This window comes from Nocardiopsis sp. NPDC049922 (genome assembly GCF_040660275.1).
In the GTDB taxonomy this organism is placed as follows: Bacteria; Actinomycetota; Actinomycetes; order Streptosporangiales; family Streptosporangiaceae; genus Nocardiopsis.
Genome location: NZ_JBFAME010000029.1, coordinates 1 through 26669 on the forward strand (window position 1 = coordinate 1; position 26669 = coordinate 26669).

The 26669-nt window shown below is 71.6% G+C and carries 25 protein-coding genes and 2 pseudogenes; 25 read left to right on the forward strand and 2 right to left on the reverse strand.

Features of this window, described 5'->3' with window-relative positions:
- The 13 genes and pseudogenes from AB0I72_RS26935 to AB0I72_RS26995 all read left to right on the forward strand — a co-directional run.
- Nucleotides 1-218, forward strand: a pseudogene (locus AB0I72_RS26935) (hypothetical protein); the annotation flags it as partial.
- Nucleotides 218-355, forward strand: coding sequence for a hypothetical protein (locus tag AB0I72_RS26940; protein ID WP_358573534.1), 138 nt, complete (start codon nt 218-220; stop codon nt 353-355). The pseudogene AB0I72_RS26935 and the gene AB0I72_RS26940, both read left to right, overlap by 1 nt.
- Nucleotides 352-1623 carry a hypothetical protein gene (locus AB0I72_RS26945; protein WP_358573536.1) on the forward strand — a complete coding sequence of 424 codons (1272 nt, stop codon included), beginning with the start codon at nt 352-354 and terminating at the stop codon, nt 1621-1623. The genes AB0I72_RS26940 and AB0I72_RS26945 overlap by 4 nt, the downstream gene beginning before the upstream one ends.
- Nucleotides 1620-1898, forward strand: coding sequence for a hypothetical protein (locus AB0I72_RS26950; protein WP_358573538.1), 279 nt, complete (start codon nt 1620-1622; stop codon nt 1896-1898). Before AB0I72_RS26945 ends, AB0I72_RS26950 begins: the two co-directional genes overlap by 4 nt.
- Nucleotides 1895-2185 (forward strand): hypothetical protein, encoded by a 291-nt coding sequence (locus tag AB0I72_RS26955; RefSeq protein ID WP_358573540.1) that lies wholly within the window; start codon nt 1895-1897, stop codon nt 2183-2185. The genes AB0I72_RS26950 and AB0I72_RS26955 overlap by 4 nt, the downstream gene beginning before the upstream one ends.
- Nucleotides 2182-2448 carry a hypothetical protein gene (locus AB0I72_RS26960; protein ID WP_358573543.1) on the forward strand — a complete coding sequence of 89 codons (267 nt, stop codon included), beginning with the start codon at nt 2182-2184 and terminating at the stop codon, nt 2446-2448. The genes AB0I72_RS26955 and AB0I72_RS26960 overlap by 4 nt, the downstream gene beginning before the upstream one ends.
- Nucleotides 2438-2806 (forward strand): hypothetical protein, encoded by a 369-nt coding sequence (locus AB0I72_RS26965; RefSeq protein ID WP_358573545.1) that lies wholly within the window; start codon nt 2438-2440, stop codon nt 2804-2806. Before AB0I72_RS26960 ends, AB0I72_RS26965 begins: the two co-directional genes overlap by 11 nt.
- A 60-nt stretch (nt 2807-2866) precedes the next feature.
- Complete coding sequence (locus tag AB0I72_RS26970) at nt 2867-4882, forward strand: hypothetical protein (RefSeq protein ID WP_358573547.1); 2016 nt, start codon at nt 2867-2869, stop codon at nt 4880-4882.
- A gap of 140 nt (nt 4883-5022) precedes the next feature.
- On the forward strand, nt 5023-5307 hold the full coding sequence (locus AB0I72_RS26975) for a hypothetical protein (protein WP_358573549.1): 285 nt from the start codon (nt 5023-5025) through the stop codon (nt 5305-5307).
- 22 nt (nt 5308-5329) lie between these two features.
- Complete coding sequence (locus AB0I72_RS26980; protein WP_358573551.1) at nt 5330-5527, forward strand: hypothetical protein; 198 nt, start codon at nt 5330-5332, stop codon at nt 5525-5527.
- Nucleotides 5528-5616: 89 nt separating this feature from the next.
- Nucleotides 5617-7620: a DUF3987 domain-containing protein gene (locus AB0I72_RS26985; protein WP_358573554.1), complete on the forward strand. Its 2004-nt coding sequence runs from the start codon at nt 5617-5619 to the stop codon at nt 7618-7620.
- Nucleotides 7621-7671: 51 nt separating this feature from the next.
- On the forward strand, nt 7672-7866 hold the full coding sequence (locus AB0I72_RS26990) for a helix-turn-helix domain-containing protein (protein ID WP_358573556.1): 195 nt from the start codon (nt 7672-7674) through the stop codon (nt 7864-7866).
- Nucleotides 7866-9110, forward strand: a complete 1245-nt coding sequence (locus tag AB0I72_RS26995; protein WP_358573559.1) for a site-specific integrase — start codon at nt 7866-7868, stop codon at nt 9108-9110. Before AB0I72_RS26990 ends, AB0I72_RS26995 begins: the two co-directional genes overlap by 1 nt.
- Nucleotides 9111-9222: 112 nt before the next feature.
- Here the strand turns inward: AB0I72_RS26995 and AB0I72_RS27000 are convergent, their stop codons facing one another.
- Nucleotides 9223-10377, reverse strand: coding sequence for an acyl-CoA dehydrogenase family protein (locus tag AB0I72_RS27000; protein WP_358573561.1), 1155 nt, complete (start codon nt 10375-10377; stop codon nt 9223-9225).
- A 178-nt stretch (nt 10378-10555) separates the two neighbouring features.
- On the opposite strand from AB0I72_RS27000, the gene AB0I72_RS27005 reads away from it, so the two are divergent.
- From AB0I72_RS27005 to AB0I72_RS27055, 11 genes and pseudogenes are all read left to right on the forward strand, one after another.
- Nucleotides 10556-11314 carry a helix-turn-helix domain-containing protein gene (locus AB0I72_RS27005; RefSeq protein WP_358573563.1) on the forward strand — a complete coding sequence of 253 codons (759 nt, stop codon included), beginning with the start codon at nt 10556-10558 and terminating at the stop codon, nt 11312-11314.
- A gap of 138 nt (nt 11315-11452) precedes the next feature.
- Nucleotides 11453-13075 carry a peptide chain release factor 3 gene (locus tag AB0I72_RS27010; RefSeq protein WP_358573566.1) on the forward strand — a complete coding sequence of 541 codons (1623 nt, stop codon included), beginning with the start codon at nt 11453-11455 and terminating at the stop codon, nt 13073-13075.
- Nucleotides 13076-13838: 763 nt separating this feature from the next.
- Entirely contained in the window at nt 13839-15128 is a 1290-nt protein-coding gene (locus tag AB0I72_RS27015; RefSeq protein WP_358573568.1) for a citrate synthase, read from the forward strand.
- Between the two features lie 178 nt (nt 15129-15306).
- Nucleotides 15307-15861 (forward strand): annotated as a pseudogene (locus AB0I72_RS27020) (HdeD family acid-resistance protein); the annotation flags it as partial.
- A 414-nt stretch (nt 15862-16275) separates the two neighbouring features.
- The gene (locus AB0I72_RS27025; RefSeq protein WP_358573587.1) at nt 16276-17502 is read left to right on the forward strand and encodes a hypothetical protein; all 1227 of its coding nucleotides are present in this window, start codon (nt 16276-16278) and stop codon (nt 17500-17502) included.
- Nucleotides 17499-20006, forward strand: a complete 2508-nt coding sequence (locus AB0I72_RS27030; protein ID WP_358573571.1) for a tetratricopeptide repeat protein — start codon at nt 17499-17501, stop codon at nt 20004-20006. Before AB0I72_RS27025 ends, AB0I72_RS27030 begins: the two co-directional genes overlap by 4 nt.
- Nucleotides 20007-20023: 17 nt before the next feature.
- Complete coding sequence (locus AB0I72_RS27035) at nt 20024-21355, forward strand: protein phosphatase 2C domain-containing protein (protein WP_358573573.1); 1332 nt, start codon at nt 20024-20026, stop codon at nt 21353-21355.
- A gap of 28 nt (nt 21356-21383) precedes the next feature.
- Nucleotides 21384-21950 carry an FHA domain-containing protein gene (locus AB0I72_RS27040; protein ID WP_358573589.1) on the forward strand — a complete coding sequence of 189 codons (567 nt, stop codon included), beginning with the start codon at nt 21384-21386 and terminating at the stop codon, nt 21948-21950.
- A gap of 6 nt (nt 21951-21956) precedes the next feature.
- On the forward strand, nt 21957-23393 hold the full coding sequence (locus tag AB0I72_RS27045) for a hypothetical protein (protein WP_358573576.1): 1437 nt from the start codon (nt 21957-21959) through the stop codon (nt 23391-23393).
- Between the two features lie 13 nt (nt 23394-23406).
- Complete coding sequence (locus tag AB0I72_RS27050; RefSeq protein ID WP_358573578.1) at nt 23407-24234, forward strand: glutamate ABC transporter substrate-binding protein; 828 nt, start codon at nt 23407-23409, stop codon at nt 24232-24234.
- Nucleotides 24235-24308: 74 nt separating this feature from the next.
- Nucleotides 24309-24605 (forward strand): DUF6221 family protein, encoded by a 297-nt coding sequence (locus AB0I72_RS27055; RefSeq protein ID WP_358573580.1) that lies wholly within the window; start codon nt 24309-24311, stop codon nt 24603-24605.
- A gap of 10 nt (nt 24606-24615) precedes the next feature.
- Here AB0I72_RS27055 and AB0I72_RS27060 read toward each other — a convergent pair whose 3' ends face one another.
- A complete protein-coding gene (locus AB0I72_RS27060; protein WP_358573583.1) occupies nt 24616-25281 on the reverse strand; it encodes an HAD family hydrolase in 666 nt (221 codons plus the stop codon).
- Nucleotides 25282-25413: 132 nt separating this feature from the next.
- On the opposite strand from AB0I72_RS27060, the gene AB0I72_RS27065 reads away from it, so the two are divergent.
- A partial coding sequence (locus AB0I72_RS27065) for an SDR family NAD(P)-dependent oxidoreductase (protein ID WP_358573585.1) occupies nt 25414-26669 on the forward strand: 1256 nt, incomplete at its 3' end.

The window sequence follows — 26669 nt, forward strand, 5'->3', positions numbered from 1 at the left end:
CCGTTCTGGCCCTGCTGAAGGCCGCTGAGGTTGTCCGCAAGGTCAAGCGCACCGCCCGCCGTTGGGGCCGTACCCGCCTGGTGGTCAGCCAGACCGTCCGCCGTCGTCGCGGTGCTGGGGGGGTGGCGCTGATGCTGCTCACGATCGCGATCGTCGCCGCCTACCTCGCACTGGCCGCGCTGCTGCTCACCCCCGCCAACCCGATGAGGAGGCGCTGATGGCTCCGCTGATCTCACTCTTCGCGCTGTTCGTCCTGTGCGCGCTGGTCTACCTCATCGTCGGCAACCCGCTCGTGGACCGGGCCGCTGACCTCGACACCCTCCGCCGCCTCTCCAAGCTGGAGGACCGCCGATGAACCACCGCAAGAAGCACCAGGAACGGCCCGACGCGGCCGCCCCGATCACCGCTGACCAGATCAAGAAGACCGTCCAGGACGCCAAGACGCTCGCGTCCATCCCGGGCCAAGAGCTGCTGGAGGACCCGGCGCTCAACCCCGCCACCAGGGCGCGCTACGACGAACTGACCGCGGAGCGCCTCTCGACCGAGCTGGACCTGATCCACCGCCGCAAGCTCCGCGAGGCCGAAGAGGCCGACCGGCGCGAGGGTGAACAGGCCGAGGTGGACAAGATCATCGCGGCCGCCCGCCGCGCCACCTCCCCGGCCCGCACGATCCTGGACATGACCCGCCACCAGGCCCGCTTCGGCCGCCTCGCGCTGGCCGCGTCCCTGGCCCTGAGCGTGGGGTCCGCGATGGGACTGGCCGCGCTGGTCGCCAAGCACGGCGGGCCGGAGCCGGTCGGCTACCTCGCTGAAATCGGCCTGACCGGGCTGTCCACCACGGTCATCGTGTGGCGGGGCATCCTGGCCCGCGCCGCGACCGTCATCGACCCCGCCACGAACAAGCTGTTCGTGGTCCTGATGCTGGCCCCGTTGCTGGTGTCGATCGTGGGGTCCTGGTTGGGCACCGGCCCGGTCGGCGCGGCCTGCTCCATCGGCAGCGCGTTGTTCGCCGGGTTGGCGTACCTGATCAACACCAGCGCCTCGGCTGCGATCACCCAGTCCATCCACCAGATCGACAAGGAGAAGCGGGCCACCGTCCCCTCTCCCGGACCTGCCGCCGCGCCGGAGACGGAGCCCGCTCGCACGGACGAGCCCCGCGCGAGCGTTCCGCCCCGCCGTCGCCCCGGGGACGGCCTGGAGGTCGTCGGGGAAGCCATCGCGGAGGAAGCCGCCGACTACCTCCGCGACCACACCCGCTCACACGACGGTCCGTCTGAGCGCTCGCACGACGCCCCCCGCTCACACGGGACCGGCCCGGACCGCTCACACGACGACACCCCCGCCAACGACGACGGGGCCGACACCGCATCTGACAAGGTCACCGCGTCTGAGCGCCCGTGTGAGCGGGACCGTTCGCACGGCGACGACGCCTCGACCGAACGGGTGCTGACCGCGCAGGAGCGGCGTCGCCTGGAGGGCATCGAGAACCGCCGCCGGGTCGCGGACTTCCTGTCCGATCGCCCCGGCGCTCCCACGGGTGAGATCGCCCATGCGCTCGGGTTGGCCGCCTCGACCGTCCGCCGGATCCGGCGCGAGATCGAGGACGGGGGCGACGCGGCATGACCGTCCGCCACCGCCCGAGGGTGCGCCGCTGGCGCGAGGAGACCAGCCAGGGGCTGGCGTGGTGCTACACGGTCCGCTGCTCGTGCGGCACCGAGTTCGGCGAGCACTACGCCAAGCGTCTGGCCGAGACCGACAAGGCCAAGCACCTGATCGAGGTTCGTCCGCCCGCTGACCAGCGGTGCCGCGACCCCAAGAAGCACCGGACGCAGCCGCACGACCGCTGCCCGGTGTGCGCTGACCAGTTGACCCTTCCCGGTTTCGAGGAGATCGCATGAGCCGCCCCTGCCCTGAGCCCTCCATGACCGTGCGCGTCGGCCTGCCCGACCTGATGTGGCGTATCGCCCACGGCGCCCGCCACATGCCCCCGGCCGACCTGGCCTTCCGGACGGTGCTGGCGCTGGGCGCCCTGGTGGTGGCCGCCTGGATGATCCACCGGGGCGAGGTGGGCTGGCCCCTGGTGGTCGGCGTGGTCGGCGCGTTGAGCGTGGCGGTGGACGCCGTGGAGCTGTACGCCGTCGCCACGGTCTGCGACCACCTGACGGAGCCGGAGAGCGACCGGTGACCCGTACCGACTGGCGCACCCGTCTGCGGGCGACTGCCTCCTTCGCCGATCACCTGTTGTGCCACGCCGACTCGCTGATCAGCGCGTGGCTGGACATCCGCCCGATCCGCAACACCCTCGCCGACGCCGCCGCCTGGTTGGGGCGGACCTGGCGGGAGCACCTGCACGCGGCGCACGTGCGCCGCTACGGCCCCGGTCGCGGGGTCATCGCCATCGTCATCAACCGCCCGACCACCGAGACCGAGGAGACCCGTGAGCGCTGAGTCCGTCTACGCCAAGCAGATCATCTCCGACCTGGAGGCGATCGAGTTCGAGACCGGTTCCGACATCCGCAAGTACACCGAGACCGTCCGCAAGCTGAGCCGGGCGCTGGCGATGGAGCTGGAGTACTCCGCCCAGGAGCTGGAGGCCGCACTGAAGGACCTGCCGCCCGAGCCCGGAGAGTCCGCCCGCGCGGTCCGCTCCAAGGCCCGCAGCATCGCCCGCCACCTGCGTCGCTCCGCCGAGGCCCAGAGGACCGTGGGCATCGAGGCCGTGCGGACCTGGGGGTCGATGGTCAAGCACTTCGAGCACCTGATCAAGCCGCAGAAGAAGCGCAAGACGATCGACCTCAACGCCTGACCGCCGCCAACGAGCCGCGGGGCCGTACCCGGGTACGGCCCCGCCCCGAAGACGAAGGGAATGACCGTGGTTCGCAACGAACTGGTGGTGCGTGACGGCGACCGAGAGTCCTCGGTCCGACGCGGCAACACCGTCATGGACTACGCGCGGCCCTGGTTGGCCGCTCCGGCGCTGATCCCGGCCGGGTACCTGACCCACTGGATGTGGGGCGACCTGGGATGGGGGACTGGTCTGGCGGCGGCCGCGATCGCGGCCGCGGGCGGGGTGGTCACTCTCGCCACTCACCGACTGACCGGGGCGCGTACCTGGTACGCACACCACATCGCCACCGCCATGACCGGCGGGTCAGCCGCGTGGTTGACGCTGGCCACCGCGTTCGGCCCCGGGCGTCCGCTCATGGACGTGCTGATCATCGGTGGGGCCGCCGCCGCTGGCATCGCCAACGTGCACCTGTGGGCCGCCGGCCAGGGCAGTGCCGAGACGTCCTCGAAGAAGGGCGGGCGGGTGCTGCCGACGTTCACCGATGTCGCCGAGAAGCTGAAGCTGCGCGACGTCAAGGCCACGATGACCAGCGACACCGAGATGCAGCAGCGTCACGAACTGGCGCTGGACAACGGCGAGACTGCCGAGTCGATCCAGGCACGCGCGAAGGAGTTGGCGTCCGCCTACGGGGTCGCGCCGGGCGCGATCCGGGTGATCGAGGATCAGTCCCGCGCGGACCGGGCTGAGCTGGTCATCACGAAGAAGGACGTGATGGGCCGCCTCATCCCGTGGACGGGCCTGGATCCCACCCACGTGGGGGCCTCGATCGCCGACCACCCGCTGCACCTGGGGGTCTACGAGGACGGGGAGCCGTTCTTCAACCAGATCACCAACCGGCACAGCCTGACCGTGGGCATGGCCGGTGCCGGGAAGTCGGTGTACGGCAAGGTCAAGATGGTGCAGGTCGCCGCCCGGTCGGACACGTTCACGCTCGCGATCGACCTGGCCAAGGGCCGTCAGACCCTCGGGCCGATCCAGAACGCGATCGGCTGGCCCGCCTACACCAAGGACGCCGCCCGCGCCCAACTGGCCGCTGTCAAGCGCGCGATCAAGGCCCGTGCCAACCACCTCGCAGACGCCGGGCACGCCCAGTGGGTGCCCGGGTGCGGGTTGACCTTCCTGCACATCCTTGTGGAGGAGGCCGCCGAAGTCGTCGACTTCGACGAGATTGTGGAGGTCGCCCGGGTGGCCCGGTCGGTCGGCATCCACCTGGACCTGTCCTTGCAACGGGCGACCTGGGGCAACCTCGACACCGACACCCGCGCCAACCTCGGTGACGGGCTGTGCTTCGGCGTGCGCGACCACGCGGACGCCTCGTTCGTGCTCCCGGACTACGTCACCGAGGCCGGGTGCGACCCCTCGCGCTGGCGCAAGTCCAAGCCGGGCGCGGCCTACGCCGCGATCGAGCACACCGACCCGGACCGGCACGTGGTTGCGGTCAAGATGTTCGGCCCGCCCACCACCGACCCCAAGGACGAGAACCGTGTCCTGAAGGCCGCCGCCGACAGCCTCCCGCCCCAGGACAACAAGCTCGACCCCATCACGCGGGCCGCGTTCGGGGAGACGTACGCGCGGTTCCTGGAGGGCCGGACCAGTGCCGCCCCGGCCGTCGCGACCACGGCCGCCAATGAGGACCAGGAGGACACGATCGTGACCGCCGACCACGACCAGGAGCACGAGGAGATGGAGCCGATCGTGTTGACCGTCCCCGACGACAACCCCGACGTCGTGGGCGACCTGGACACCGAGATCCCGCCCCTGGAGGAGGACTTCGCTCTGACGCCGCGCAAGAGGACCAAGGAGAGCGCGGAGGAGGCTCAGGCCGCGTTGGACGCCATGTTCCAGACCTGGTTCGACCGGGGCCTGACCACCTTCCGTGCTCCGGATGTCGGGGCGGGTCTGCGCGAGATCGGTGTGGACCGGAAGCGGACGTGGATCTACAAGCAGTTGAGCCGTCTGGAGGAGGCCGGTCGGATCCGGCACGAGGACGACGGCTCTTGGGCCCTCCTCGCTGACGCTCTGGTCGCCGCCTGACGGTCGTCCGCACCGCCGTCCGCACCCTGTTCGGACCGGTGTCCGCACCCGCGTCCGCACCGGTGCGGACGGCCTCTGACCTGTAACACCGCGCCGGGGCGTCCACACCGGCGTCCGCACCCAACGAAAGCGAGATCCGCATGGCTCAGGCCACCCCCAGCAAACCGGTCAAGGTCCGTCTCGAAGGGTTCCCCGACGACCTGGCCGCGTTCGCCGAACGCCTCCAGGCCACCCCGTGGGCGGAGGTTCTGGACTACTCCCGCCCCTACCCCAACCGGCGCGGCAACCCGAACCGGTGCCGGGTCTACATGGAGATCCTCATCGGCCCCACGACCACGGCGGCGGACACCTCAACGACCGTCACCGAGGTCGGCCCGACCGCCATCGCCCCGCCCCCGCCCCGGCAGATCGACACCGACCGCTGACCTAGCAAGCAAGGAGATCACCGTGTTCAACCCCGACGACTGCGAAGCCGAGTTCATCGACGGCAACTACAGCGACTGCGGATGCCCCGAGTGCGGGGACCGCGCGGCCGCCGACATCGAGTCCCGATATGAGGACGGCGACCTCGACTACCAGGAGGCGCTGGAGGCCCACGCCGAGAACGACCTCACGCACGGCTCCTGGTGGCTCTCCGAGGCCTGACCCACCACACGCAAAAGCGGTCCCGGTGCCTAGCTGCCAGGCAAACCACCGGGACCGCGCAACTCCCAAGCAAGGAGCGCTCTTCCATCATGTCCGATCACGCCGGCGCTGACCACCGGGGCCAGCACAAGCCGATGCTCGCGGCGGTGCCGGATGTCGACCAGGGCGACGGGCCACACGGCCCCCTGCCCCCTCACGACATCGCGGCCGAACAGGCCGTGCTCGGTGCGATGCTGCTCGGCACCGTCGAGGACGTCGCGTCCATCGGTGAGGTGACGAACGCGGCGGACTTCTACCGCGCCACCCACCAGGTGATCTTCGAGGCGATTCGGCACCTGGCCCACCGCGGGGAGCCGCACGATGCGATCGCCGTCAACGCTGAGCTGGTCAAGCGCGGCCAGTCCGCCAACACGGGCGGCGCCCTCTACTTGCACACCCTCGCCGAGTCCGTCCCGACCGTCGCGAACGGCGGGTACTACGCCCGCATCGTCGCCGACAAGGCCGCGCTTCGGGGCCTGGTGAGCGCGGGAACGCGTATCGCTCAGATCGGGTACTCCGGCGAGGGTGACGTCCACGAACTGGTCAAGGCCGCTAAACGCGAGCTGGACACCCCGGAGTCGACGTCCTGGGGTGAACCGGTCTCCCTCGATGAGGTCGAGGGGCAGCTTCCCGAGTTCCCCTTGGACGCTTTCCCGGCCTGGGCGGGCCAGTACGCCGCCGCCGTGTCCGACGCGACGCAGACGCCGCCGGATCTGGCCGGGTGTCTGGCGCTCGCGGCGCTGTCCACCGCCGCCTCGGGCCGGGTGTGGGCCGATACCGGCCACTGGAAGGAGCCCGTGTGCGTCTACACCGTCGCCGCGATGGAACCGGCCAGCCGCAAGAGCGCTGTGTTCGCGCTGATGAACGAACCGATCTTCGCCGCCGAGCAGCGGCTCGTGGAGCACATGAAGCCCCGCATCATCGAGGCCGGACTCACGAAGCGGATCGCGGAGGCCAAGGCGGAAGAGGCTGCGTCTGAGGCTGAGAAGCAGCGTGACCCGCAGTCCATCGTGGAGGCCACCGAGGCGGCCGAGTCCGCCGCCGAGATCACCGTGCCCCACCAGCCGAAGCTGGTCGCCGACGACATCACCCCGGAGAACCTGGCACGCCGCCTTGCCGAGCAGGGCGGGCGGCTCGCTCTCCTGGCCCCGGAGGGAGGGTTCTTCGGCACGCTGGCCGGGCGGTACTCCGGCATGCCGAACCTGGACACCTTCCTCAAGGCCCACGCCGGGGAACCGATCCGCGTAGACCGCCAGGGACGTGAACCCGATTTCGTCGCGAAGTCCGCGCTGACCATCGGGATCGCCCTGCAACCGGAAGCGCTCAGCGAGGTGTTCGGGACGCCGGGCGGCCGCGGCCGGGGTCTGCTGGCGCGCATCCTGTACGCCCTGCCCGCCGACAACGTCGGGTACCGGACGCGGAAGCCAGCTCCCATCCCGCCCGAGGTGGAACAGCTCTACCAGCACCGCGTTCAGACGCTCCTGTACTCGCTGTGGCACCTGGAAGAGCCGGTCACGCTCACCTTCGCCCCACAGGCACAGGAACGGCTCTCGCAGATCCTCTACGAGGAAGTCGAACCCCAGCTCCGGCCGGACGGCCGCTTCGGCAAGATCCGGGACTGGGGAGGCAAGTACGTCGGTGCCATCGTGCGCATCGCCGCGCTGTTGCACCTGGCCGAGCACCTCACCGACGGGTGGGGCAAGGCGATCACCGCCGACACGTTGGAACGCGCCCGTGTGATCGGCGAGTACTACGCGGCGCACGCCCTGGCCGTCTTCGACGCCATGGGAGCCGATGAATCGCACGTGGGCGCGCGCAAGGTCCTCGACTGGTTGACCCGGGCCAAGCCCGCCCGGTTCGCCGTGCGCGAGGCGTTCCACGCTCTGCGAGGCAAGCAGATCACCAAGACGGCGGACCTTCACGAGCCCCTCGCGCTGCTGGCCGATCTGGGTTGGATCCGCCAGGAGCCCCCGCCCCCGCGCAAGTCGAAGGGAGGTCGCCCGCCCTCGCCCATCTACCAGGTACATCCGCAGATCAGTGGTTCCGGTGCCTAGCTGCCAAAACCCACCACCGGCCCACTCGTTCCCAAGCAAGGAGAAGCCCGCATGGCGAACAACGCCGTGAAGGAAGCGCCCCCCGCACTCTGGTCCATCGAGGACGTCGCCGACTTCCTCCAGGTCCCCGTCAAGACCCTCTACCAGTGGCGTTACAAGCAGTACGGTCCGCGCTCGCACCGGGTCGGCCGGTACGTCCGGTACTTCCCCGAGGACGTCCGCTCCTGGGTGGAGGAGCAGGTCTGATGGCGCACACCAAAGACCTGTGGTGGCGCAAGGTCAAGCACGCTGACGGGTCGGTGACCAGGGAGAAGAGCACGCGCCACGGTAAGGGCAAGCGCTACCTCGCCGTCTGGACGGACCCGAACGGCGATGAGAGGTCCAGGGCCTTCGAGCGCAAGAGGGACGCCGACCGCCACGGTGCCTCGATGGAGACCGACCGGAACCGCGGCGACTACCTCGACCCCGACGCTGGCAAGGTCCTCTTCGGCGACCTGGCGAAGCGCTGGTTCACGTCGCTCATGGTGGACCCCGCCAGTGAGATCCACTACGAGGGCGTGTACCGGCGGCACGTCGCTCCGGTGTTCGACCAGCGCATGGTGAAGTCGATCAAGCCCTCGGACATCGCGGCGCTGGTCCGCAGCGTCCACGATGCCCACAGCCCCTCCACGGCAGCGACCGCGCTCCTGGTGGTTCGCGGCGTGCTGGAGATCGCGGAGGCCGACGGGTCCATCAAGAGGAACCCCGCCCGGTCGAAGATCGTCCGCCAACCGAAGTGGCAGGGGCGGGAAGTCCAGGTCTGGAGTGATGCCCAAGTGAACGCTCTGGTCATGGACCACTCCGAGGGTCTTCGGGCCGTCCCCGTGATCGCCGCCGGGTGCGGTCAGCGGCAAGGGGAGATCTTCGGCCTGGGCCTGGAGGACCTCGACTTCGAGGGGGAGGTGATCCACGTGCGCCGACAGCTCAAGAAGCTCGGTGAGCGCTTCGTCTTCTCCCTGCCGAAGAACGACAAGACACGGACCGTCCCCATGCCGCTCTGGGTGGCCGAGGCCCTGAAGAAGCACATCGCGGCCTACCCTCCCCGGCCCTACACACTGCCCTGGGAGACGCTTCGAGGCCGACCGCACACGGTCGATCTGCTGTTCCGTTGGTCTGACGACCTGCATGTCCGTGCTCGGACGTACGGGGAACAGGTGTGGAAACCTGCCCTCGTGGCCGCGGGGATCATCCCCGAACCGACCAAGGACAAGCGGGGCCGCCGCCGCTACAGCACAAGTCGCAAGGAGGGGATCCACCAGCTCCGGCACTACTACGCCTCCGTGCAGCTGCACGAGGGAGTCTCGGTGGTCGCGCTCGCCTCCTACCTCGGGCACGATCCGAAGGTCACGCTGTCCATCTACGGGCACATGCTGCCGAGTTCCGACGACCTCGCTCGCAAGGCCATCGACGGGCGTTTCAACACCGATCAGAGCGACTCTGACGGAACGTAGACGGAACAGAGCCCGATGGGAGTCCTCACCGGGCGCATGAGTAAGGCCCTGGCCGTCCCGCCCTCCCCCGGGGGAGAGGCGGGATGACCAGGGCCTTCGTCGTTCCTACGGCCTACTTGAGCAGCTGGCGGGCCATCACCAGGCGCTGGATCTGGTTGGTGCCCTCGTAGATCTGGGTGATCTTGGCGTCGCGCATCATGCGCTCCAGCGGGAAGTCCTTCACGTAGCCCGCGCCGCCCAGCAGCTGCACGGCGTCGGTGGTGATCTCCATGGCGGCGTCGGAGGCGAAGCACTTGGCGGCGGCGCCGAAGAAGGCGAGGTCGTCGTCACCGCGCTCGGACTTGGCCGCCGCGACGTAGACCATCTGGCGGGCGGTCTCCAGCTTCATCGCCATGTCGGCCAGCATGAACTGCACGCCCTGGAAGTCGGCGACGGCCTTGCCGAACTGCTTGCGCTCCTTGACGTAGGCCACGGCGTGGTCCAGCGCGCCCTGGGCGATGCCGACGGCCTGCGCGCCGATGGTGACGCGGGTGTGGTCGAGGGTGCGCAGGGCGATCTTGAGGCCCTCGCCGGGGGCGCCGACCATGCGGTCCCCGGGGATGCGGACGTCGTCGAAGAACAGCTCGCGCGTGGGGGAGCCCTTGATGCCGAGCTTGCGCTCCGGCTCGCCCAGGGTGAAGCCCTCGTCGTCGGCGTGCACGACGAACGCCGAGATGTTGCGGCCGCGCTGGCCCCCGGGGTCGGTCACGGCCAGGACCGTGTAGTACTGGCTCACTCCGGCGTTGGTGATCCACGACTTCTGGCCGTTGAGGATCCAGTCGTCGCCGTCGGCCACGGCCTGGGTGCGCATGCTCGCGGTGTCGGAACCGGCCTCGCGCTCGGACAGGCCGTAGGAGAACATCGCCTCGCCGCTGGCCACCTTGGGCAGGTAGCGCTGCTTGACCTCCTCGGAGGCGCCGAGGATCAGCGGCATCGTGCCGAGCTTGTTGACCGCGGGGATGAGCGAGGAGGAGGCGCACGCGCGGGCGACCTCCTCGATGACGATGCAGGTCGCCAGGGCGTCGGCGCCCACGCCGTCGTACTTCTCCTCGATGTGCGGGGCGTGGAAGTCCGTGGCGACCAGGGCGTCGTGCGCGGCCTGGGGGAAGGAGCTGGTCTCGTCGACCTCCGCGGCGTGGGGCGCGATCTTGTCCTCGGCGACGGCGCGCACGGCCGCGCGCAGCTCCTCGTGCTCCTCGGTGGTCTTGAACAGGTCGAAGTCGCTCATGTCACGTTCCCTCTCCGGTGGCGTCCCGACGTCCCGGTCTGTGGCACCGCGTGCCGGTGTATGGCATCCAGTGCCAGGGTAGGGGGTGAACGGGGCGAAGTACACCGTCGAGGTCGGATACCTTCTGGATGTCCCCCGGACGGGGCGGACCGGGTCGAGAGGCGGAGGGGGTGGACCCATGGCCGGGACGGGGGCGCGGGCGCGCGCCGAGGGGCGCGGCGGCGCGTCGCGCACGGACACGCGCGAGGTGGTGCTCGCGGCGGTCCGGCTCTTCACCGAGGACGGGTTCGACGCCACCACCATGGAGGGCATCGCCGCCGCCACGGGGGTCAGCCGCCGCAGCCTGTTCCGCCGGTTCGGCTCCAAGGAGGACATCCTCTTCGCCGAGCACGACGAACTCTTCTCCACCGTGGTCCGCTTCCTGGAGGCCTCCCCCGACGACCCGCTCGGCTCGGCCTGCGCGGCCGCCCGCCTGGTCCTCCAGGGCTACCTGCGCGACCCGGAGATCACCGTGCCCCGGTACCGGCTCGTGCGCGCCCATCCCCGGCTGCGCGACCGCGAGGTGGCCATGACCGCCCGCTACCAGGCGGCGTTCAGCCGGTACCTGGCCGCCGACCGGGGGGAGCGCCACTCCCTGGAGGCCGGTGTGGTGGCCGCGTCCCTCATCGCCGCGCACAACCACGTGCTGCGGTCCTGGCTGCGCGCCCCCGACCAGGACCCCCGGGAGGTGTGGGCGCGGTTCGACGCCGCGACGGAGCTGGTCCGGCGCACGGCCGAGACCGTGCTCGACACGCCGGAACGGCGGGCGACCGGTGACCCGGAGGCGGGGGCCGCGGGGGAGAGCGTCCTGGTCGCCGTCTATCCGAGTGACACCGGTCGCGACGAACTCCTGCGCCGGATCACGGCGGCGGTGGGGGACCCGCGCCGGACGCCGTGACGCGCCCGTCCACCGGACGAACCGGGGCGAATCCCCGGGCGGCGCGCGGGTCGTCCACGGGGCGGACCGGGGGCTCCTCCGGCGGGCGTACTCTGGACGGGGCCGAGATGTAGGACGGACGCGGGACGGGCAGCCGGAATGAGCGTGGATCAGGCGAGTACGACACGGCAGGAGGCCGAGGTCGGCCGCGAGGCGGGACGCCGACGCACCTTCGCGGTGATCTCCCACCCCGACGCCGGTAAGTCGACGCTCACCGAGGCGCTCGCCCTGCACGCGGCCGCGATCTCCTCCGCCGGCGCAGTCCACGGCAAGGGCGACCGCCGGGGCGTCACGTCCGACTGGATGCAGATGGAGCAGGACCGCGGGATCTCCATCACCTCGGCCGCGCTGCGCATCGACTACTCCGACCGGGTCCTCAACCTCCTGGACACCCCCGGCCACGCCGACTTCTCCGAGGACACCTACCGCGTCCTGTCCGCCGTCGACTGCGCGATCATGCTGCTGGACTCGGCCAAGGGCCTGGAGCCGCAGACGCTGAAGCTCTTCGACGTGTGCCGGGCGCGGAGGATGCCGGTCATCACGTTCGTCAACAAGTGGGACCGGCCCGGCCGCGAGCCGCTGGAGCTGCTGGACGAGATCGAGCAGCGGATCGGACTGCGGCCGACCCCGCTGAACTGGCCGGTCGGCATCGCCGGTGACTTCCGCGGCCTGATCGACCGCGCGAGCGGGACCTACACCAAGATGACCCGCACGCCCGGCGGCGCGCAGAAGGCGATCGAGGAGGTCCTCGACGCCGACGCCGCCGCCCGGACCGAGGGCGCCGAGTGGGAGCGCGCGCGGGAGGAGATCGAACTCCTGGAGGCCCTGGGCGCCGACTACGACGAGGCGTCCTTCCTGACCGGGGAGTCCTCCCCGGTGCTGTTCGGCGCGGCCCTGCCCAACTTCGGTGTGGGCCAGCTGCTGGACACGGTCGTGCGGCTGGCGCCCGCTCCCGCGCCCAAGCCCGACGAGCGGGAGCGCCCCCGCCCGGTGGAGGCGCCGTTCTCCGGCCAGGTGTTCAAGATGCAGGCCAACATGGACAAGAACCACCGGGACCGGATGGCGTTCGTGCGGGTCTCCTCGGGTCGGTTCGAGCGCGGGATGGTGCTCACCCACGCGGCCACCGGGCGTCCGTTCGCCACCAAGTACACCCAGGCGGTCTTCGGGGCGGACCGGTCCACGATCGACGTGGCCTACCCGGGCGACGTGATCGCGCTGGTCAACGCCCAGGCGCTGGCGGTCGGCGACACCCTCTACGACGGACCGAAGGTGACCTACCCGGCGATCCCGAGCTTCGCCCCCGAGCACTTCGTGGTCGCGCGGGCCGTGGACGCGGGCAAGTACAAGCAGTTCCAGCGCGGGATCGCGCAGCTGGACGCCGAGGGCGTGGTGCAGGTGCTCACCTCGGACGTGCGCGGTGAGCAGGCCCCGGTGCTGGCGGCGGTGGGCCCGCTCCAGTTCGACGTGGTCAAGCACCGGATGGAGCAGGAGTTCCGGTCGCCGATCGAGACCTCGCCGCTGGAGTACTCCGTGGCGCGGCGCACGGACGCCGAGTCCGCGCCCGAGCTGCACGCCCTGTCCGGGGCGGAGGTGCTGCGTCGGCGGAACGACGGGGAACTGCTGGTGCTGGTGCACAACAAGTGGCGGTTGCGCGTGATCGAGCGTGATCACCCCGGTCTGTTCATGGAGCCGCTGCTGGCCGGAGGCGTCGAGGAGGAGTAACCCTTCTGTGACAAGAACTGTGTCACGCGAGGGTTTCGTATCGGCCATTGTGGGAACCCATGTCCCTTCCGTTGACTCCCGGTGAATGCCGTTGACGGCGTGTCGACTTCCGGCGGTGGATTCCGGCCCGAACGTCTCACCGGTGCGCCGTTTACCGCGTTCTCACGTGCCCCTCGGTGAAGGTGTGAACCCGCGTGCCCCCCGTACCACCGTTGAACACGGTGGGCGTGCTCTCGTGTGACCAGAGTGACGGATGGGGTTGCGTGGCACCGTACAGAGGCCAAGATCACCGCACTGTCGACGCCCCTCCTCAACGCCCGTGATCAGGGCGAAGGTACCCTGAGGGAAGGCCACTAGGGCGCGTACGGACTCCGCGTCGCACCGGGCTTCGCGGCACCTGTCCACATCTGTGAACGGTGTCCGGACGGTCCCGGTTCGGGGTGGGTGGCGGAGTGCTCAGGGGACCGGCACAGGAGGCTGGGCGCCATCGGGAGACCCCCGGTGTCGTCCGCGGAGCCTCAGGGCGATCACGGAGTAATCGACGTTCGGCAAAGTTTGGAAATCTTCACCGTGCGGTAATTCTGCCCACATGTGGGTATGTGTTGCATGTCACCTGTTCGTGAATCGGTGAAACTTATATGATTTTGCTTAACCGTCGTTTAACAAAACAGAACAATAACGAGTGAATCAAGAACGCGGCGGCTGACCGCCCCGCGTCTGACGCACCTCACGTATCCCCCGCCTGGAAAGGTTGACCTCGGGCATGAGCGAAGACGACAAAGAGCGCACGGTGGAGCTCCACTACGAGGGCGGCGTGCTGAAGCTGCCGGTGTTCACCGGCGCCGAGGGTGAGCGCACCATCGAGCTGAAGACCCTGCTGGGGTCGACCGGTATGACCACCCTGGATCCGGGGTTCGGCAACACCGCTTCGTGTAGCTCGAAGATCACCTACATCGACGGGGCGGCGGGGATCCTGCGCTACCGCGGGTACCCGATCCAGGACCTGGCCGTGGGCAGTAGCTTCCTCGAGGTCGCCTACCTGGTGATCTACGGCGAGCTGCCGGAGCCCGGCCGGCTCAAGGAGTTCTCCGACAAGCTGCGCGAGAACGCGGACATCCCGGCCGAGATGGGCACGTTCATCGACGCGATGCCCCGCAACGGCCACCCGATGTCGCTGATGGCCAGCGCCGTCAACACGCTCGCGGCGTACTACGCCGACAGCGTCGACCCGTCCGACGAGAACCAGGTCGAGCTCGCCACGATCCGGCTGTTGGCCAAGCTGCCGACGATCGCGGCCCGCATCTACCGCAACTCGATCGGCGAGAAGCCGATCGCTCCGGACGCCTCGCTTGACTACGTCGAGAACTTCATCCGGATGACCTTCGGCGACAACTCCGCCGACGGCGAGCTGGGTGACCTGTTCGGCAAGGCCGTCGACCTCCTGCTCATCCTGCACGCGGACCACGAGCTCAACTGCTCCACCGCGACCGTGCGCGTGGTCGGGTCCGCCCAGGCCGACATCTTCGCCAGCGTCGCGGCGGGCATCAACGCCCTGTCCGGCCCGTCCCACGGCGGCGCCAACCAGGCCGTGCTGGAGATGCTCGAGGAGATCCGCGACTCGGGCACCAGCATCGAGGACTTCCTGGAGCGCGTGAAGGCCCGCGAGGTCCGCCTGATGGGCTTCGGCCACCGCGTGTACAAGAACTTCGACCCGCGGAGCAAGGAGATCAAGGGTCTGGCCAGCCAGATCCTCGACAACCACGAGAACCCCGACGAGCTCTTCTCGCTGGCCCTCAAGCTGGAGGCCGCGGCGCTCGCCGACTCCTACTTCACCGAGCGCAAGCTCTACCCGAACGTCGACTTCTACACCGGCGTCATCTACCGGGCCATGGGCTTCCCGACCAACATGTTCACCGTGCTGTTCGCCCTGGGCCGCCTGCCCGGGTGGATCGCCCACTACCGCGAGCAGCTGCACGACCCGGCCTTCCGGATCGCGCGTCCGCGTCAGCACTACATCGGGTCCGGCGAGCGCCGTTACCCCGGTCAGGACTGATCCCGCGACCCGTCACGCCCGCTCCCGGCACCGGGGGCGGGTGTCGTCGTTCTCCGCGCCCGTACCGTCCCTTGCCAGGCATTTTGCCCGTCATCTGTCGTCGGGGCGCGCGCCCCGGGGAAGTTGCATCCTGAGGTCCCGTGACCACGGGCGACCGCGAGGGACTCGGGAGGCAGCGATGGTCCGGTACGCGTTGGCCGGCGACATGCTCGGCGAGATGAGCCGGAACTGGTGGGTGGTGGTCCTGCGCGGGATCGCCGCCGTGATCTTCGGTCTGGTCGCCCTGCTGTGGCCGGGGCTGACCCTGATCGCCCTGGCGGTGGTCTTCGGCGCCTTCGCGCTCGTCGACGGCTGCGCCCTCGGGTACGCCGCGTTCCGCGCGTCGCCCGGCACCCGCGCCTCGCTGGTCATCCAGGCGGTGCTCAGCGTCATCATGGGTCTGATCGCGCTGATCTGGCCGGTGGTCGCGGTGATCGCGCTGGTGTTCGTGATCGGTGTGTGGGCGGTGGTGACGGGCGTCGCCGAGATCGTGACCGCCGTCCGCCTGCGGGCGCACATCAGCTCCGAGTGGCTGCTCATCTTCGTGGGCGCCCTGTCGGTCATCTTCGGTCTGCTGCTGTGGTTCTGGCCCCTGGAGGGCGCGCAGGTGATCGTGCTGGTCGTGGGTGTCTACGCGATCATCTTCGGCGTGGTGCTCGCGGTGGCCGGGTTCCGGCTGCGCGGTGTCGCCGAGGCCTTCGCCCCGCCCGGGAACCGCGTGCGGGAGGAGCCCGAGGCCGGGGAGCCGGGGCCCGACGAGGGCGACGAGCCGCCCGGGCCGGTCGCCAGCCCCTAGCCGACCCGGTCCCCGCCACGACACGGGCGCTGAGGCGGCGGACCCGCCTGCCGGGGACGGCCGGGGGACACGGCGCGCCCGGTCACGCTCCTCCGATGTTCGCGGCACGGCGGCGGTGCCTTCGAGACCGTGTCCCGCCGTGGCCGCTGGCGGCCGAACGCCGGGCCGCCCTTGTGGTTCGGGATCCCTCCCGCCAAACTCGTACCCAGACACTGGGAGCACCGGGCCGTTCACGCGTGCGTGGGGCGTGGTCGGGCGACATGGGGAGTGGTACGGAAGGTGGGGAGCGCGCCAGGGGCACGGATGCCTCCGATGAGCTGGGAGGGCATCGACCACGCGCTCGACCGTGTGCGCGGCGAGGCCGACCGGATCGCACTCCAGTGCGGGGACCTCGACCGCCACGGCGGGCACCGGACGATGCGGTCGGCGGACCTGGTCGGGCGCACCCGGCGGCGCTGGGAGGAGGCGGAGATCCGTGTCCACAGCCTGTGGACGGTCTACGCCGCCCTCCGGTCCGTGCTCGACCGCGCCGCCGACCTGCGCGCCTCCGCGGACCCGGACACCCCGTGCGCACTGACCCGGCTCCTCGACGGACCGTCGGTGGTCCTGCCCGACGGCGACGAGCCCGGCGAGCGGATCACCCTCGCCGAGGCCATCGCCCGGGCGACGGCCGACTACGAGGGGGCCACCGAGGCGATCTCCGCCGTCGAGACCGCCTGGGACGCGCTCCGGCCCCGGCTCGCCGAGCTGGAGTCCATGTGGCGCGACATCGGCACCTACTCCGACATGGTGGGCCTCCCCGAGGAGGCGCACGAGGATCTGCGAGCCGACCTGTCCGGGGTGGAGGAGACCATCCACCGCGACCCGCTGTCCCTGGTGGTGGACGGCCACGTGGTCACCACCGAGATCGAGCGCCTGCGCGTCCTGTTGGACCGCACCCGGGGCGAACTCCGCGACGCCCTACGCATGCGCGACTCCTACCACGAGAACGTCGAACGCCTCCGCTGCGCCGTCGACGACGTCGGGCGGATCGTCGAGCGCGCCCGGATCCTGCGCGGGCGGGTCGTCGCCAAGGTCTCCTCGCCCGCCGCGGTCGACGTCCACGACCCCGTTCCCGCGCTCGACGCCGCCGTGGCCGACCTGGACACGCTGCGCGCCGAGGGGCGCTGGCGCGACCTCGGCGCCCGCCTGGGCGTGCTCCAACACGCGATCCACGACGCCACCGACGACGCCCGCGAGCGCGAGGCCGACCTCACCCGGCTGCTGGAACGCCGCGCCGAGCTGCGCGGCCGCCTGGACGCCTACCGCGCCCGCGCCGTCCGCCTCGGGCTGACCGGGGACCGGCGGCTCACCGAGCTGTACGGCGCGGCGCACTGGGAACTGTGGCGGGTGCCCTGCGACCTGCGCGCCGCGACCGTCTCCCTGGCCGCCTACCTCAGGGCGCTCCAGGAGACGTCCGGCGCCGACTTCCCCGACGACGGGACCACCTCCGCCGCCTGGGCGCCGGACGGCGAGGACGATGGCGGTGCGAACAGATGACCATGTGCGTGGAACCCGGCTGCGACGGCGGGATCCAGGACGGCCAGTGCGGCGTGTGCGGACGGGCGACGGGCGACGACGCACTCCACGCCCGGACGCGGATGGTCCCCCTGGAGCCGTCCCCCGCGACCCAGCCGGTGCCCCGCGTACCCCCGTCCGGCGCCCCGTCGGTCGCCGACGCGCCCCCTCCCCAGGACGCCCCCGTCGACGGTCCGGCGCCCGAGGGCCAGGCGCCCGGGGGTCGGGCGCCACGTTCCGCGCCGCACTCCGAACCCCCCGGCGACGGAGGCGTCGTCGAACGGTGGCTCACCTCCGGAGCCTTTGACGCCGACCGGACCGACGACAACCCCGTGGAGTCCCACCCGATCTTCGACAACGTCCGCATCGCTGGTCGCATCCGGCCCGGCGGCACCGACGGTGTGCGCGGCACCGGCGCGGGATCGGCGGGAACGAGCCGTGGTTCCGCACGCGGCATGCTCGGGATGGGCATGGTCCAGGTGCCCCTCGTCCCCTACCGCGATCCGACCGAGGCGGTCCTGTCCCGCCCCGTGGTCGCCGAGCACAACCGCCTGTGCGGGTCCTGCGGTGATCGGGTCGGCCGCTCCAGGGACGGGCGGCCCGGCCGCACCGAGGGGTACTGCCGGAGCTGCGGCACCCGCTTCTCCTTCACCCCCAAGCTCTCCCGGGGCGACCTGGTCGGCGGGCAGTACGAGGTGCTCGGCTGCATCGCCCACGGCGGACTCGGGTGGATCTACCTCGCCCGGGACCGCAACGTCAACGACCGCTGGGTCGTGCTCAAGGGCCTGCTCAACGCCGGGGACGCCGCGGCGCACAGGGCCGCCGCCGCGGAGCGCGCGTTCCTGTCGGAGGTCGAGCACCCCAACATCGTCAAGATCATCAACTTCTCCCACCACCCCGACCCGGACACCGGCATCCCGTCCGGGCACATCGTCATGGAGTACGTCGGCGGCAAGTCGCTGCGGCAGCTGCTCATGGAGCGCCGCGAGCGGGGCGCCGGGGACGAGGTCCTTCCCGTCGACCAGGTCATCGCCTTCGGGCTGGAGAGCCTGCGCGCCCTGGACCACCTGCACCGCAAGGGCCTGCTCTACTGCGACTTCAAACCGGACAACGTCATGCAGAGCGAGGAGCAGATCAAGCTCATCGACCTCGGCGGCGTCCGGCGCATGGAGGACACCTCCAGCCACGTCTACTCCACCCCCGGCTACCGGGTCCCGGAGGACGAGCTGCGTTCGCCGGGGCCCTCGGTCAGCTCCGACCTCTACTCCGTCGGCCGGACGCTGGCGGTGCTCAGTTTCCGGTTCGACGCCAAGGGCGAGCACCAGCACACGCTCCCGCCCCGGGAGACGGTGCCGCTGCTCGTGCGGCACGAGTCCTTCGACCGCCTGCTGCGCCGCAGCACGCACGCCGAGCCCAGGAAGCGCTTCCACGACGCCGCCGACATGTCCGACCAGCTCACCGGTGTGCTGCGCGAGGTGCTGTCCGAACTCGACGGCACACCGCACCCGGAGCCCTCCGCCCTGTTCGGCGGGGAGAACACGATCGGCGCCACCGCCGTCGGCGCGATCGACGCCGACCGGCTGCTCACCCCGCCCTCGCCGACCGACGCCGCCGCGCTCCTGCCCAAGCCGCAGATCGACCCCGCCGACCCGGCGGCGCAGCACCTGCGCGGGTTCTCCGCCCTGTCCCCGGAGGAGCTGGTCCCCATCCTCCAGGGCATGGCCGTGCCCTCCCCGGAGACCCAGCTCATGCTGTGCCGTGCGCTCATCACGGTGGGCCGCCACGCCGAGGCGATGGACGCGCTGCACCGGTTCAGCGAGGCCTCCCCGGCCGACTGGCGCACCGACTGGTACCTCGCGGTCGCCGAGCTGAGCACCGGCCGCTTCCAGGGGGCCCGCGCGCTCTTCGACCGGATCTACGACCACCTTCCGGGGGAGAGCGCGCCCAAGCTCGGCCTGGCCCTCGCCAGTGAGCGGACCGGCGACCACGAGACCGCCGCCCGCCAGTACCGGACGGTCTGGAACACCGACCACTCGTTCGTCAGCGCGGCGTTCGGCCTGGCGCGGATCCGTCTCGCGCAGGACGACCGGGCGGAGGCGATCCGTGTTCTGGACACCGTGCCCGAGCTCTCCAGCCAGTACGTCCACGCCCAGACCGCGCTGGTGTCCGTGCTGTCCGCGCGGCACGGCGCCACGGACGCCAAGGACTTCCTGGAGGCGGGCCAGCGCCTGGACCGGCTCGGCCTGGACGGCGAGTCCACCGACCGGCTGGCGGTCCGGGTCCTGGAGAACGTCCTGGTCTGGCTCGGCGGGGGCGGCCGCGCGCCCGCCGACCGGGTGCTGCTACGCGCGCCGCTCTCGGAGAACGGCGTCCGCGCCAACCTGGAACGCCGCTACCGGGCGATGGCCTACCGCGCCGCCTCGGTACGCGAACGCCGTGAACTGGTCGACAAGGCCAACTCCCTACGACCGGTGACCCTGCTGTGAGGATCGAGGGAACAGCGATGTCCAAGGTGCGGACCTGCCCTGCCTGCGCCGACGGCGCGGCCGCTGGTGACAGCTTCTGCGAGGGGTGCGGACGCACCCTTCCGAGCGACATCAGGGACGCTTCCGTCGAGAACCCCGACTCGGTGCCCACCGCTCCCCAGGTGAGCCTGTCGGGAGCGACCCCCGGACCCGAGCACGACGGACGCCCCGGTCTGGTCCCCGAGGACGGTCCCCCCACCGCCCCGCAGGTCAGCCTGTCCGGCGCCAGGACTTCGGGACCCGACACGCTGGCCACCCAGCCGATGCGGCGGGACTCCGTCCCCTCCGCGTCCGGCGGGCCGAGCCCGTCCACCGAGACCGCACGGTCCGGCGGCCGGACGGCGACGTCCGCCCCGACCGTCCCCGCGTGGCCGCCGCCGGCCACCGGCAGCGTCCCGGTCAAGCCCACCAACCCCGACCTGTGCTCGTGGTGCCCGGGGCGGGTCCGGACCGGCTTCTGCGAGTCGTGCGGCAGGCTGCAGCCCAGGGGACGCGACCACGTCGAGGTGTGCGCGCCCGGAGCCGTCGGCGTCAGCGACCGGGGGCTGCGGCACAGACGCAACGAGGACGCCCTGGGCGTCCGCGTCCTGCCCGCCGACGCCCCCCACGCCCCCGGCGCGGTCGTCGCGGTGGTCTGCGACGGCGTGTCCAGTTCGCCCCGCTCCGACGAGGCCTCCCGGGTCACCGCCGAGGCCGGGGTGACGGTGCTCGCCGAACGGGTGCGCCGGGGCGAGGACCCGCGCAGGGCCACCGGCGCGGCGATGACCGAGGCCGCCCGCGCCGTCGCGGCGATCGCCGACTCGCCCGGCTCCGCGCCCGCCTGCACGTTCGTCTCCGCCGTCGTGCGCCCCGACACCGGCGCCGTCACCGTCGGCTGGGTCGGGGACAGCCGCGCCTACTGGCTCTCCGGAGGCCCCTCAGCCAGCGCCTCCGCCCTCCTCACCAGGGACGACTCCTGGAGCGAGGCCATGGTGCAGATGGGGATGCTCTCCAGGGAGGAGGCGATGCGCTCGGCGAACGCGCACGCCCTCGTCGCGTGGATGGGGGCCGACTCCGGACAGATCGACGCGCACGTGTCCACCGTCACGCCCACCGGACCCGGCGCCGTCGTCCTGTGCACGGACGGCCTGTGGAACTACTACCCGGAGGCGGTCGACCTGGCGGCCGCCGTCCCCGGTGCGGGAGCGGCGCCCCGGGAGGCCGCCCGCCGCTACGTCGACCTCGCGCTCGGGGCGGGCGGCAAGGACAACATCACCGTCGTCGTCATACCCGTGCCCGGAGGTGGTGGGCCTCGTGCGGGACAGGCCTGACCACCCCGACAGGCCCCAGTACCGCCTCCTGGACCCGCACCCGCACGGTCGTGTCGAACCCCGGGGCGGACCGTGCCCCGACTGCGGCACGTCCCGCACCGGCCGGTACTGCGAGGAGTGCGGGTTCGACTTCGCCTCGCGCACCGGCGGCGACCGTCGGCGCTCCGGCCCGCACGGCCCGGTCCACGGCGTGCCGTGGCGGGCGGTCGTGACCGCCGACCCCGCCTACTACCAGTACCTGGTGAACGAGGGCAGGCTCGACGCCGAGCGGCTCCCGTTCCCGTCGCGCCACCAGCGGCGCCGCGTCATGCTCCAGGGCGAGCGGATGCACATCGGCCGACGCAGCGTCAGCCGCGGATTCACCCCCGAGATCGACCTCGGCGGGCCGGGGGGAGACCCCGCGATCTCCCGGGTCCACGCGATCCTGGTGCCCGCGTCCGGCGGTTCCTGGTCCCTCCTCGACCCGGGATCGGCCAACGGGACGACGATCAACGGAGCCACCGACCCCATCCCCCGTAACGTGGAGGTTCCCCTGAATGACAGCGATCGGATCTACGTCGGAGCGTGGACCGTCATCATCGTCCAGAAGGGGTGAGGCCCGGTGACCGCCCCCGGGGCGGGCGCCCGCCGCCTCCTGAACTCCACCCCGGCCCGGGTGTGGGCGCTGACCGTGGTGTGCGCCGTGGCGATCGCGGGGCTGTTCGCGTCGTCGCACGCCGCCCTGACCCAGGCCCGCGGCGGTCTCGACGTGCTCGGCCGCGACGCCGGGCCGCGCGCCATGGCCACCACCGAGCTGTACCTGGACCTGGCCGACATGGACGCGCGCATGGCCGACGTCCTGCTCATGGGGACCGACCACGACCTGGGGTCGGGGCGCGCGGACGCCCTGGAGCGGTTCGAGGCCAGCCGCCTGCGGGCCAACGAGGCGCTGCTCCAGGCCGCCTCGCTCACCGAGGGCGACAGCGTGGAGGAGCGCAACGTCGAAGCGGTGCTCGACGGGATGGGCGCCTACGAACGGCTCGCCTCCCGCGCCCTGCTGCTCAACGACCAGGCCGAGGCCCCGCCCGGCCGACTGGACGAGGAGGCGCTGGAGGAGTACCGGCGCGCCACCCAGCTGATGCACACCGAACTGCTGCCCAAGGCGTTCAACCTGGGCCTGGACTCCTCGGCGATCGTCCGGCAGAACCACGAGGAGGGGCAGCTGGCGGTCGTGCGGGGACTGCTGTCGGTCGGCGCCGTCGGGGTCGCCGCCACCGCGGCGCTCGTGGTGCTCCAGCTCTACCTGCGTGTGCGGTTCCGCCGCCGGTTCAACCCCGCCCTTCTGGGCGCGACTCTGGGGGTCGTGGCGCTCACTGTCGGCGTGGTCCTCACCCTGGAGATCAGCATCGGCCACCAGCACGACGCCAAGGAGCAGGGGCTGGACGCCGCGATGGCGCTCGCCCGCGCCGGGGCGATCGCCACCGACATGCAGGCCGACCAGAGCCGCTACCTCGGCGACCCCGAACTCGCGGACAACTACCAGCAGGTGTACCTGGAACGCGCTCAGCAGGTGCTCTTCCGCCCCGCCGAGAACCTCGACCAGTACTACACGGCGGTCGACGGGGTCGCCGCCGCCTACCCCGACCTGCCGGGGTCGGACGATCCGGACGACGACGACCCGGGCACCCTCGGCTACCTGGGCGAACGGGCCCATGAGTCACTGCTGCCCGGACAGGAGGACGCGCTCGCCGAGGTGCTGTGGACCTACGCCCGGTTGCAGGCCCAGGACCGCGAACTGCGCGCCGCCGTCCGCGAGGGCGACCTGGCCGCCGCGATCGGCACGCGCATGGCCGTCGCCGACTCCCGGGACGGCGCCTTCCCCGCCTACGTCGCCGCGCTGGACGGGCTGAGCGACCTGCACCGGGGCGCGTTCACCGAGGGCATCGCCCGCGGTGACAGGGTGTTGGACCCGTGGCGGTGGGGGCTCCCCGCGTTCACCCTGGCCCTGCTCGCCCTGGTCGGGCTCGGGGTCCGTCCCCGGTTGGCCGAGTACCGCTGAGAGAGGAACGGGAATGAGGCTTGGAACCACCGGCCCCGCCGCGGCGGCCGCTCTCGTGCTGGGGCTGACCGGCTGCGTCGCCGCGCTGGGCGACGAGGTGTCGGTGCTCGACCTGGAGACGATCACCGTGGGGGTCAAGTACGACCAGCCCGGCACCGGCCTGCGGGGGCCCGACGGCGAGCTGACCGGCTTCGACGTCGACGTCGCCCATTACATCGCCGCGCGCCTGGGCTTTCCCGCCGACCGGGTGGAGCTGGTCGGGGTGACCTCCGCCGAGCGCGAGGACCTGCTGATCAGCGGGGAGGTGGACATCGTCGTGGCGACCTACTCGATCACCCAGGCCCGCAAGGCCGAGGTGACCTTCGCCGGTCCGTACTACGTCGCCCAACAGGACCTGCTCGTCCGCGAGGAGGACACCGACATCGACGACGTGCACGACCTGGCGGGGCGCAGGCTCTGCCAGGGGCGCGGGTCCAACTCGGCGCGCCGGATCACCGAGGGGCTCGGGATCGAACTCGAACAGACGGACGCCCCCAGCTACGGCGACTGCGTCGACGCCCTGCGCGACGGGCGGGTGGACGCGATGTCCACGGACAACCTCATCCTCGCGGGCTTCCTCGCGCAGGACCCCGACGCCTTCCGGCTGGTGAACAACCCGTTCACCGAGGAGAAGTACGGCGTGGGGCTGCCGCACGGCGACGTGCGCGCGTGCGAGGCGGTCAACAAGGCGATCAGCGAGATGTACCAGGACGGAACCGCCGCGGAACTGCTGGAGGAGTGGTTCGGGGACACGGGCCTGGAGCTCGTCACGAGCGTCCCGCAGTTCGAGGGGTGCCCGTGACGGTGCTGGCCCGCCGCGGTCGGATCACGGATACTTGACCGGAGACGTCGGGGGACCGGAGGGAGCTGCTTTCGTTGACCATCATCGAGTTCCTCAACGCGCGCCTGGACGAGGACGAGCGCGCGTCGAGGGCGGTTCCCGTGGGGGCTCGTGGTCGGGATCGGGCTCTGGCGGAGGTGACGGCCAAGCGGATGATCGTCCAGGGGTACACCCGGGCGCACACCGCGAGCATGCGCGTGCTCGAACCGGCGTCCTCCGCGCCCGCCGACGGCGACCCGTGGTCGGAACTGCTCGCCTGGCGCCGCGCGGTGAAGTACCTGGCGGCCGTGTACCGGGGCCACCCCCAGTACGACCGGTCCTGGGAGGAGTAGGAGGAGGGGCTCACCCCTCGGGGGGAAGGTCCAGCAGGGCCCTGACCACCTCGCCGAGGTCCCGCCCGCGCGCGTCCGGCTCGGGGAAGAGCGCCGGGAAGCGGCCCTCCAGGTGGGCCGACCAGCCCGTCACCAAACCCGCCCCGGCCGCGCCGCCCACGTCCCAACCGTGCGCGGTGACCAGCCCCAACCGGTGCGGCTCGACCTCCAGGTCCCGGGCCGCGGCCAGATACGCCTCCCCGGTCGGCCGCCACCGGCCGGCGCACACCCCGTCGACCAGGTCGAGCAGTCCCGCTCCCGACAACAGCTCCCGTGTCGCGTCCTCCCCGCCCATGGTGAGCGCCACCACCCGCAGACCCGCCTCCCGCGCGGCGGTCACGGCGGACACGGCCTCGCGTCGGGGGGCGAGTCGGGACAGCCCCTCGACGATGGCGTCCTCCGCCGCCGGGGCGATCTGGTGGCCGGTGATGTCCCGCAGCGACCCCCGGGCCACGTCCTCGAACGTGCGGTCGCCGCCGACCAGGGCCAGCGCGAAGGCGTCGCGCAACAGGTGGTCGCTCCACCGGGTCATGAGGATCCGCGGGATCCCCGCCTCACGGAACCGCCACTCCAGCGGGCCCAGCGGGAACAGGGTGTCGAGGACGTCGAAGGCGAGGGCGGCGGGGCGGGTCGGCATCTCAGCTCCTACCGGGGGTGAGGGGACGCTGCCCCTCCTCCTACCCAGCCGCGCCCCGGTTGGTCCCCGGATGCGCATAGGGTTCCTGTTGGTCCGGCAAGGGGGCCACGGAGGACGGCGGTGGAGCCAGCGGTGACGGAAGAACAGACGGTCGGGGTCGACCCGGAGCACCTGCGCGTGTGCCTGGACGTGCTCGAACGCGCGGTGGATCTGCCCAGCGACCACCCGGACTCGGTCGCCCTGCAGCGCGCGACCGCCAGGCTGTTCAAGGCCGTGAAGGAGCAGCGTCGGCGCGTCCGCCGGGCCGAGCGCAAGGCCCACGACGACGCCGTCCTGGCGGCGACCGCCACCGCCGCGCCGGACCGGATCGACGACGAGACCCACGGCCGCGCCCTGACCAGCGGGACCTCCGGGAAGCTCGCGGGCGTGCTGCGCAAGGCCCGGCCCTGCTACGTGTGCAAGGACAAGTACACGGAGGTCGACGCCTTCTACCACCAGCTCTGCCCGAGCTGCGCGGAGGTCAACCGGGAGCGCCGCGCCGCGCGCACCGACCTGACCGGACGTCGCGCCCTGCTCACCGGCGGGCGCGCCAAGATCGGCATGTACATCGCGCTGCGCCTCCTGCGCGACGGCGCGCACACCACCGTCACCACGCGTTTCCCCAAGGACGCCGTCCGCCGGTTCTCCGCCATGCCCGACAGCGACCGGTGGCTGCACCGGCTGCGGGTGGTGGGGGTCGACCTGCGCGACCCCGGCCAGGTCGTGCGGCTGGCCGACGCCGTCGCCGAGCGGGGACACCTCGACATCCTCATCAACAACGCCGCGCAGACCGTCCGACGCGCTCCGGACTCCTACGGGCCGCTGATCGCCGCCGAGGCCGAACCGCTCACCGGCGACGTGCCCGAACCGCTCGTCCTCGGCGGGGCGGCTCCGCGCGCGCTGGACTCCGGCGCGTCGAGCGCGTTCACCCCGCAGATGCTCACCTCCCTGGCCCTGACCACCGGGTCCGCCTCGATGGAGCGGGTCCGCGAGGGCACCGCCATCGACGCCGGGGGACTCGTGCCCGACCTGGCCCCCGTCAACAGCTGGTCGCGCAGGGTAGGCGAGGTCGACCCCGTCGAGATGCTGGAGGTGCAGCTGTGCAACGTGAGCGCGCCGTTCCTCCTCGTCGACCGGCTGCGCCCCGCCCTGGCCGCCTCCCCGGCCCGGCGCGCCTACGTCGTCAACGTGTCCGCCATGGAGGGGGTCTTCGGCCGCGGCTACAAGGGCCCCGGCCACCCCCACACCAACATGGCCAAGGCGACCTTAGGGCTATGTAGCACCATAACCTACGGTCAGCCATCTCGGTCAAGAGCAGCTCCCCAACCGCCTACCGGGGTGGGGTTCCG

What these genes read in the sequence shown, in the direction of transcription:
- AB0I72_RS26940 (WP_358573534.1), top strand. Translation starts at nt 218, where the DNA reads ATGGCTCCGCTGATCTCACTCTTCGCGCTGTTCGTCCTGTGCGCGCTG.
- AB0I72_RS26945 (WP_358573536.1), top strand. Translation starts at nt 352, where the DNA reads ATGAACCACCGCAAGAAGCACCAGGAACGGCCCGACGCGGCCGCCCCG.
- AB0I72_RS26950 (WP_358573538.1), top strand. Translation starts at nt 1,620, where the DNA reads ATGACCGTCCGCCACCGCCCGAGGGTGCGCCGCTGGCGCGAGGAGACC.
- AB0I72_RS26955 (WP_358573540.1), top strand. Translation starts at nt 1,895, where the DNA reads ATGAGCCGCCCCTGCCCTGAGCCCTCCATGACCGTGCGCGTCGGCCTG.
- AB0I72_RS26970 (WP_358573547.1), top strand. Translation starts at nt 2,867, where the DNA reads ATGACCGTGGTTCGCAACGAACTGGTGGTGCGTGACGGCGACCGAGAG.
- AB0I72_RS26975 (WP_358573549.1), top strand. Translation starts at nt 5,023, where the DNA reads ATGGCTCAGGCCACCCCCAGCAAACCGGTCAAGGTCCGTCTCGAAGGG.
- AB0I72_RS26985 (WP_358573554.1), top strand. Translation starts at nt 5,617, where the DNA reads ATGTCCGATCACGCCGGCGCTGACCACCGGGGCCAGCACAAGCCGATG.
- AB0I72_RS26990 (WP_358573556.1), top strand. Translation starts at nt 7,672, where the DNA reads ATGGCGAACAACGCCGTGAAGGAAGCGCCCCCCGCACTCTGGTCCATC.
- AB0I72_RS26995 (WP_358573559.1), top strand. Translation starts at nt 7,866, where the DNA reads ATGGCGCACACCAAAGACCTGTGGTGGCGCAAGGTCAAGCACGCTGAC.
- AB0I72_RS27000 (WP_358573561.1), bottom strand. Translation starts at nt 10,377, where the DNA reads ATGAGCGACTTCGACCTGTTCAAGACCACCGAGGAGCACGAGGAGCTG.
- AB0I72_RS27005 (WP_358573563.1), top strand. Translation starts at nt 10,556, where the DNA reads ATGGCCGGGACGGGGGCGCGGGCGCGCGCCGAGGGGCGCGGCGGCGCG.
- AB0I72_RS27010 (WP_358573566.1), top strand. Translation starts at nt 11,453, where the DNA reads ATGAGCGTGGATCAGGCGAGTACGACACGGCAGGAGGCCGAGGTCGGC.
- AB0I72_RS27015 (WP_358573568.1), top strand. Translation starts at nt 13,839, where the DNA reads ATGAGCGAAGACGACAAAGAGCGCACGGTGGAGCTCCACTACGAGGGC.
- AB0I72_RS27025 (WP_358573587.1), top strand. Translation starts at nt 16,276, where the DNA reads ATGAGCTGGGAGGGCATCGACCACGCGCTCGACCGTGTGCGCGGCGAG.
- AB0I72_RS27030 (WP_358573571.1), top strand. Translation starts at nt 17,499, where the DNA reads ATGACCATGTGCGTGGAACCCGGCTGCGACGGCGGGATCCAGGACGGC.
- AB0I72_RS27035 (WP_358573573.1), top strand. Translation starts at nt 20,024, where the DNA reads ATGTCCAAGGTGCGGACCTGCCCTGCCTGCGCCGACGGCGCGGCCGCT.
- AB0I72_RS27050 (WP_358573578.1), top strand. Translation starts at nt 23,407, where the DNA reads ATGAGGCTTGGAACCACCGGCCCCGCCGCGGCGGCCGCTCTCGTGCTG.
- AB0I72_RS27060 (WP_358573583.1), bottom strand. Translation starts at nt 25,281, where the DNA reads ATGCCGACCCGCCCCGCCGCCCTCGCCTTCGACGTCCTCGACACCCTG.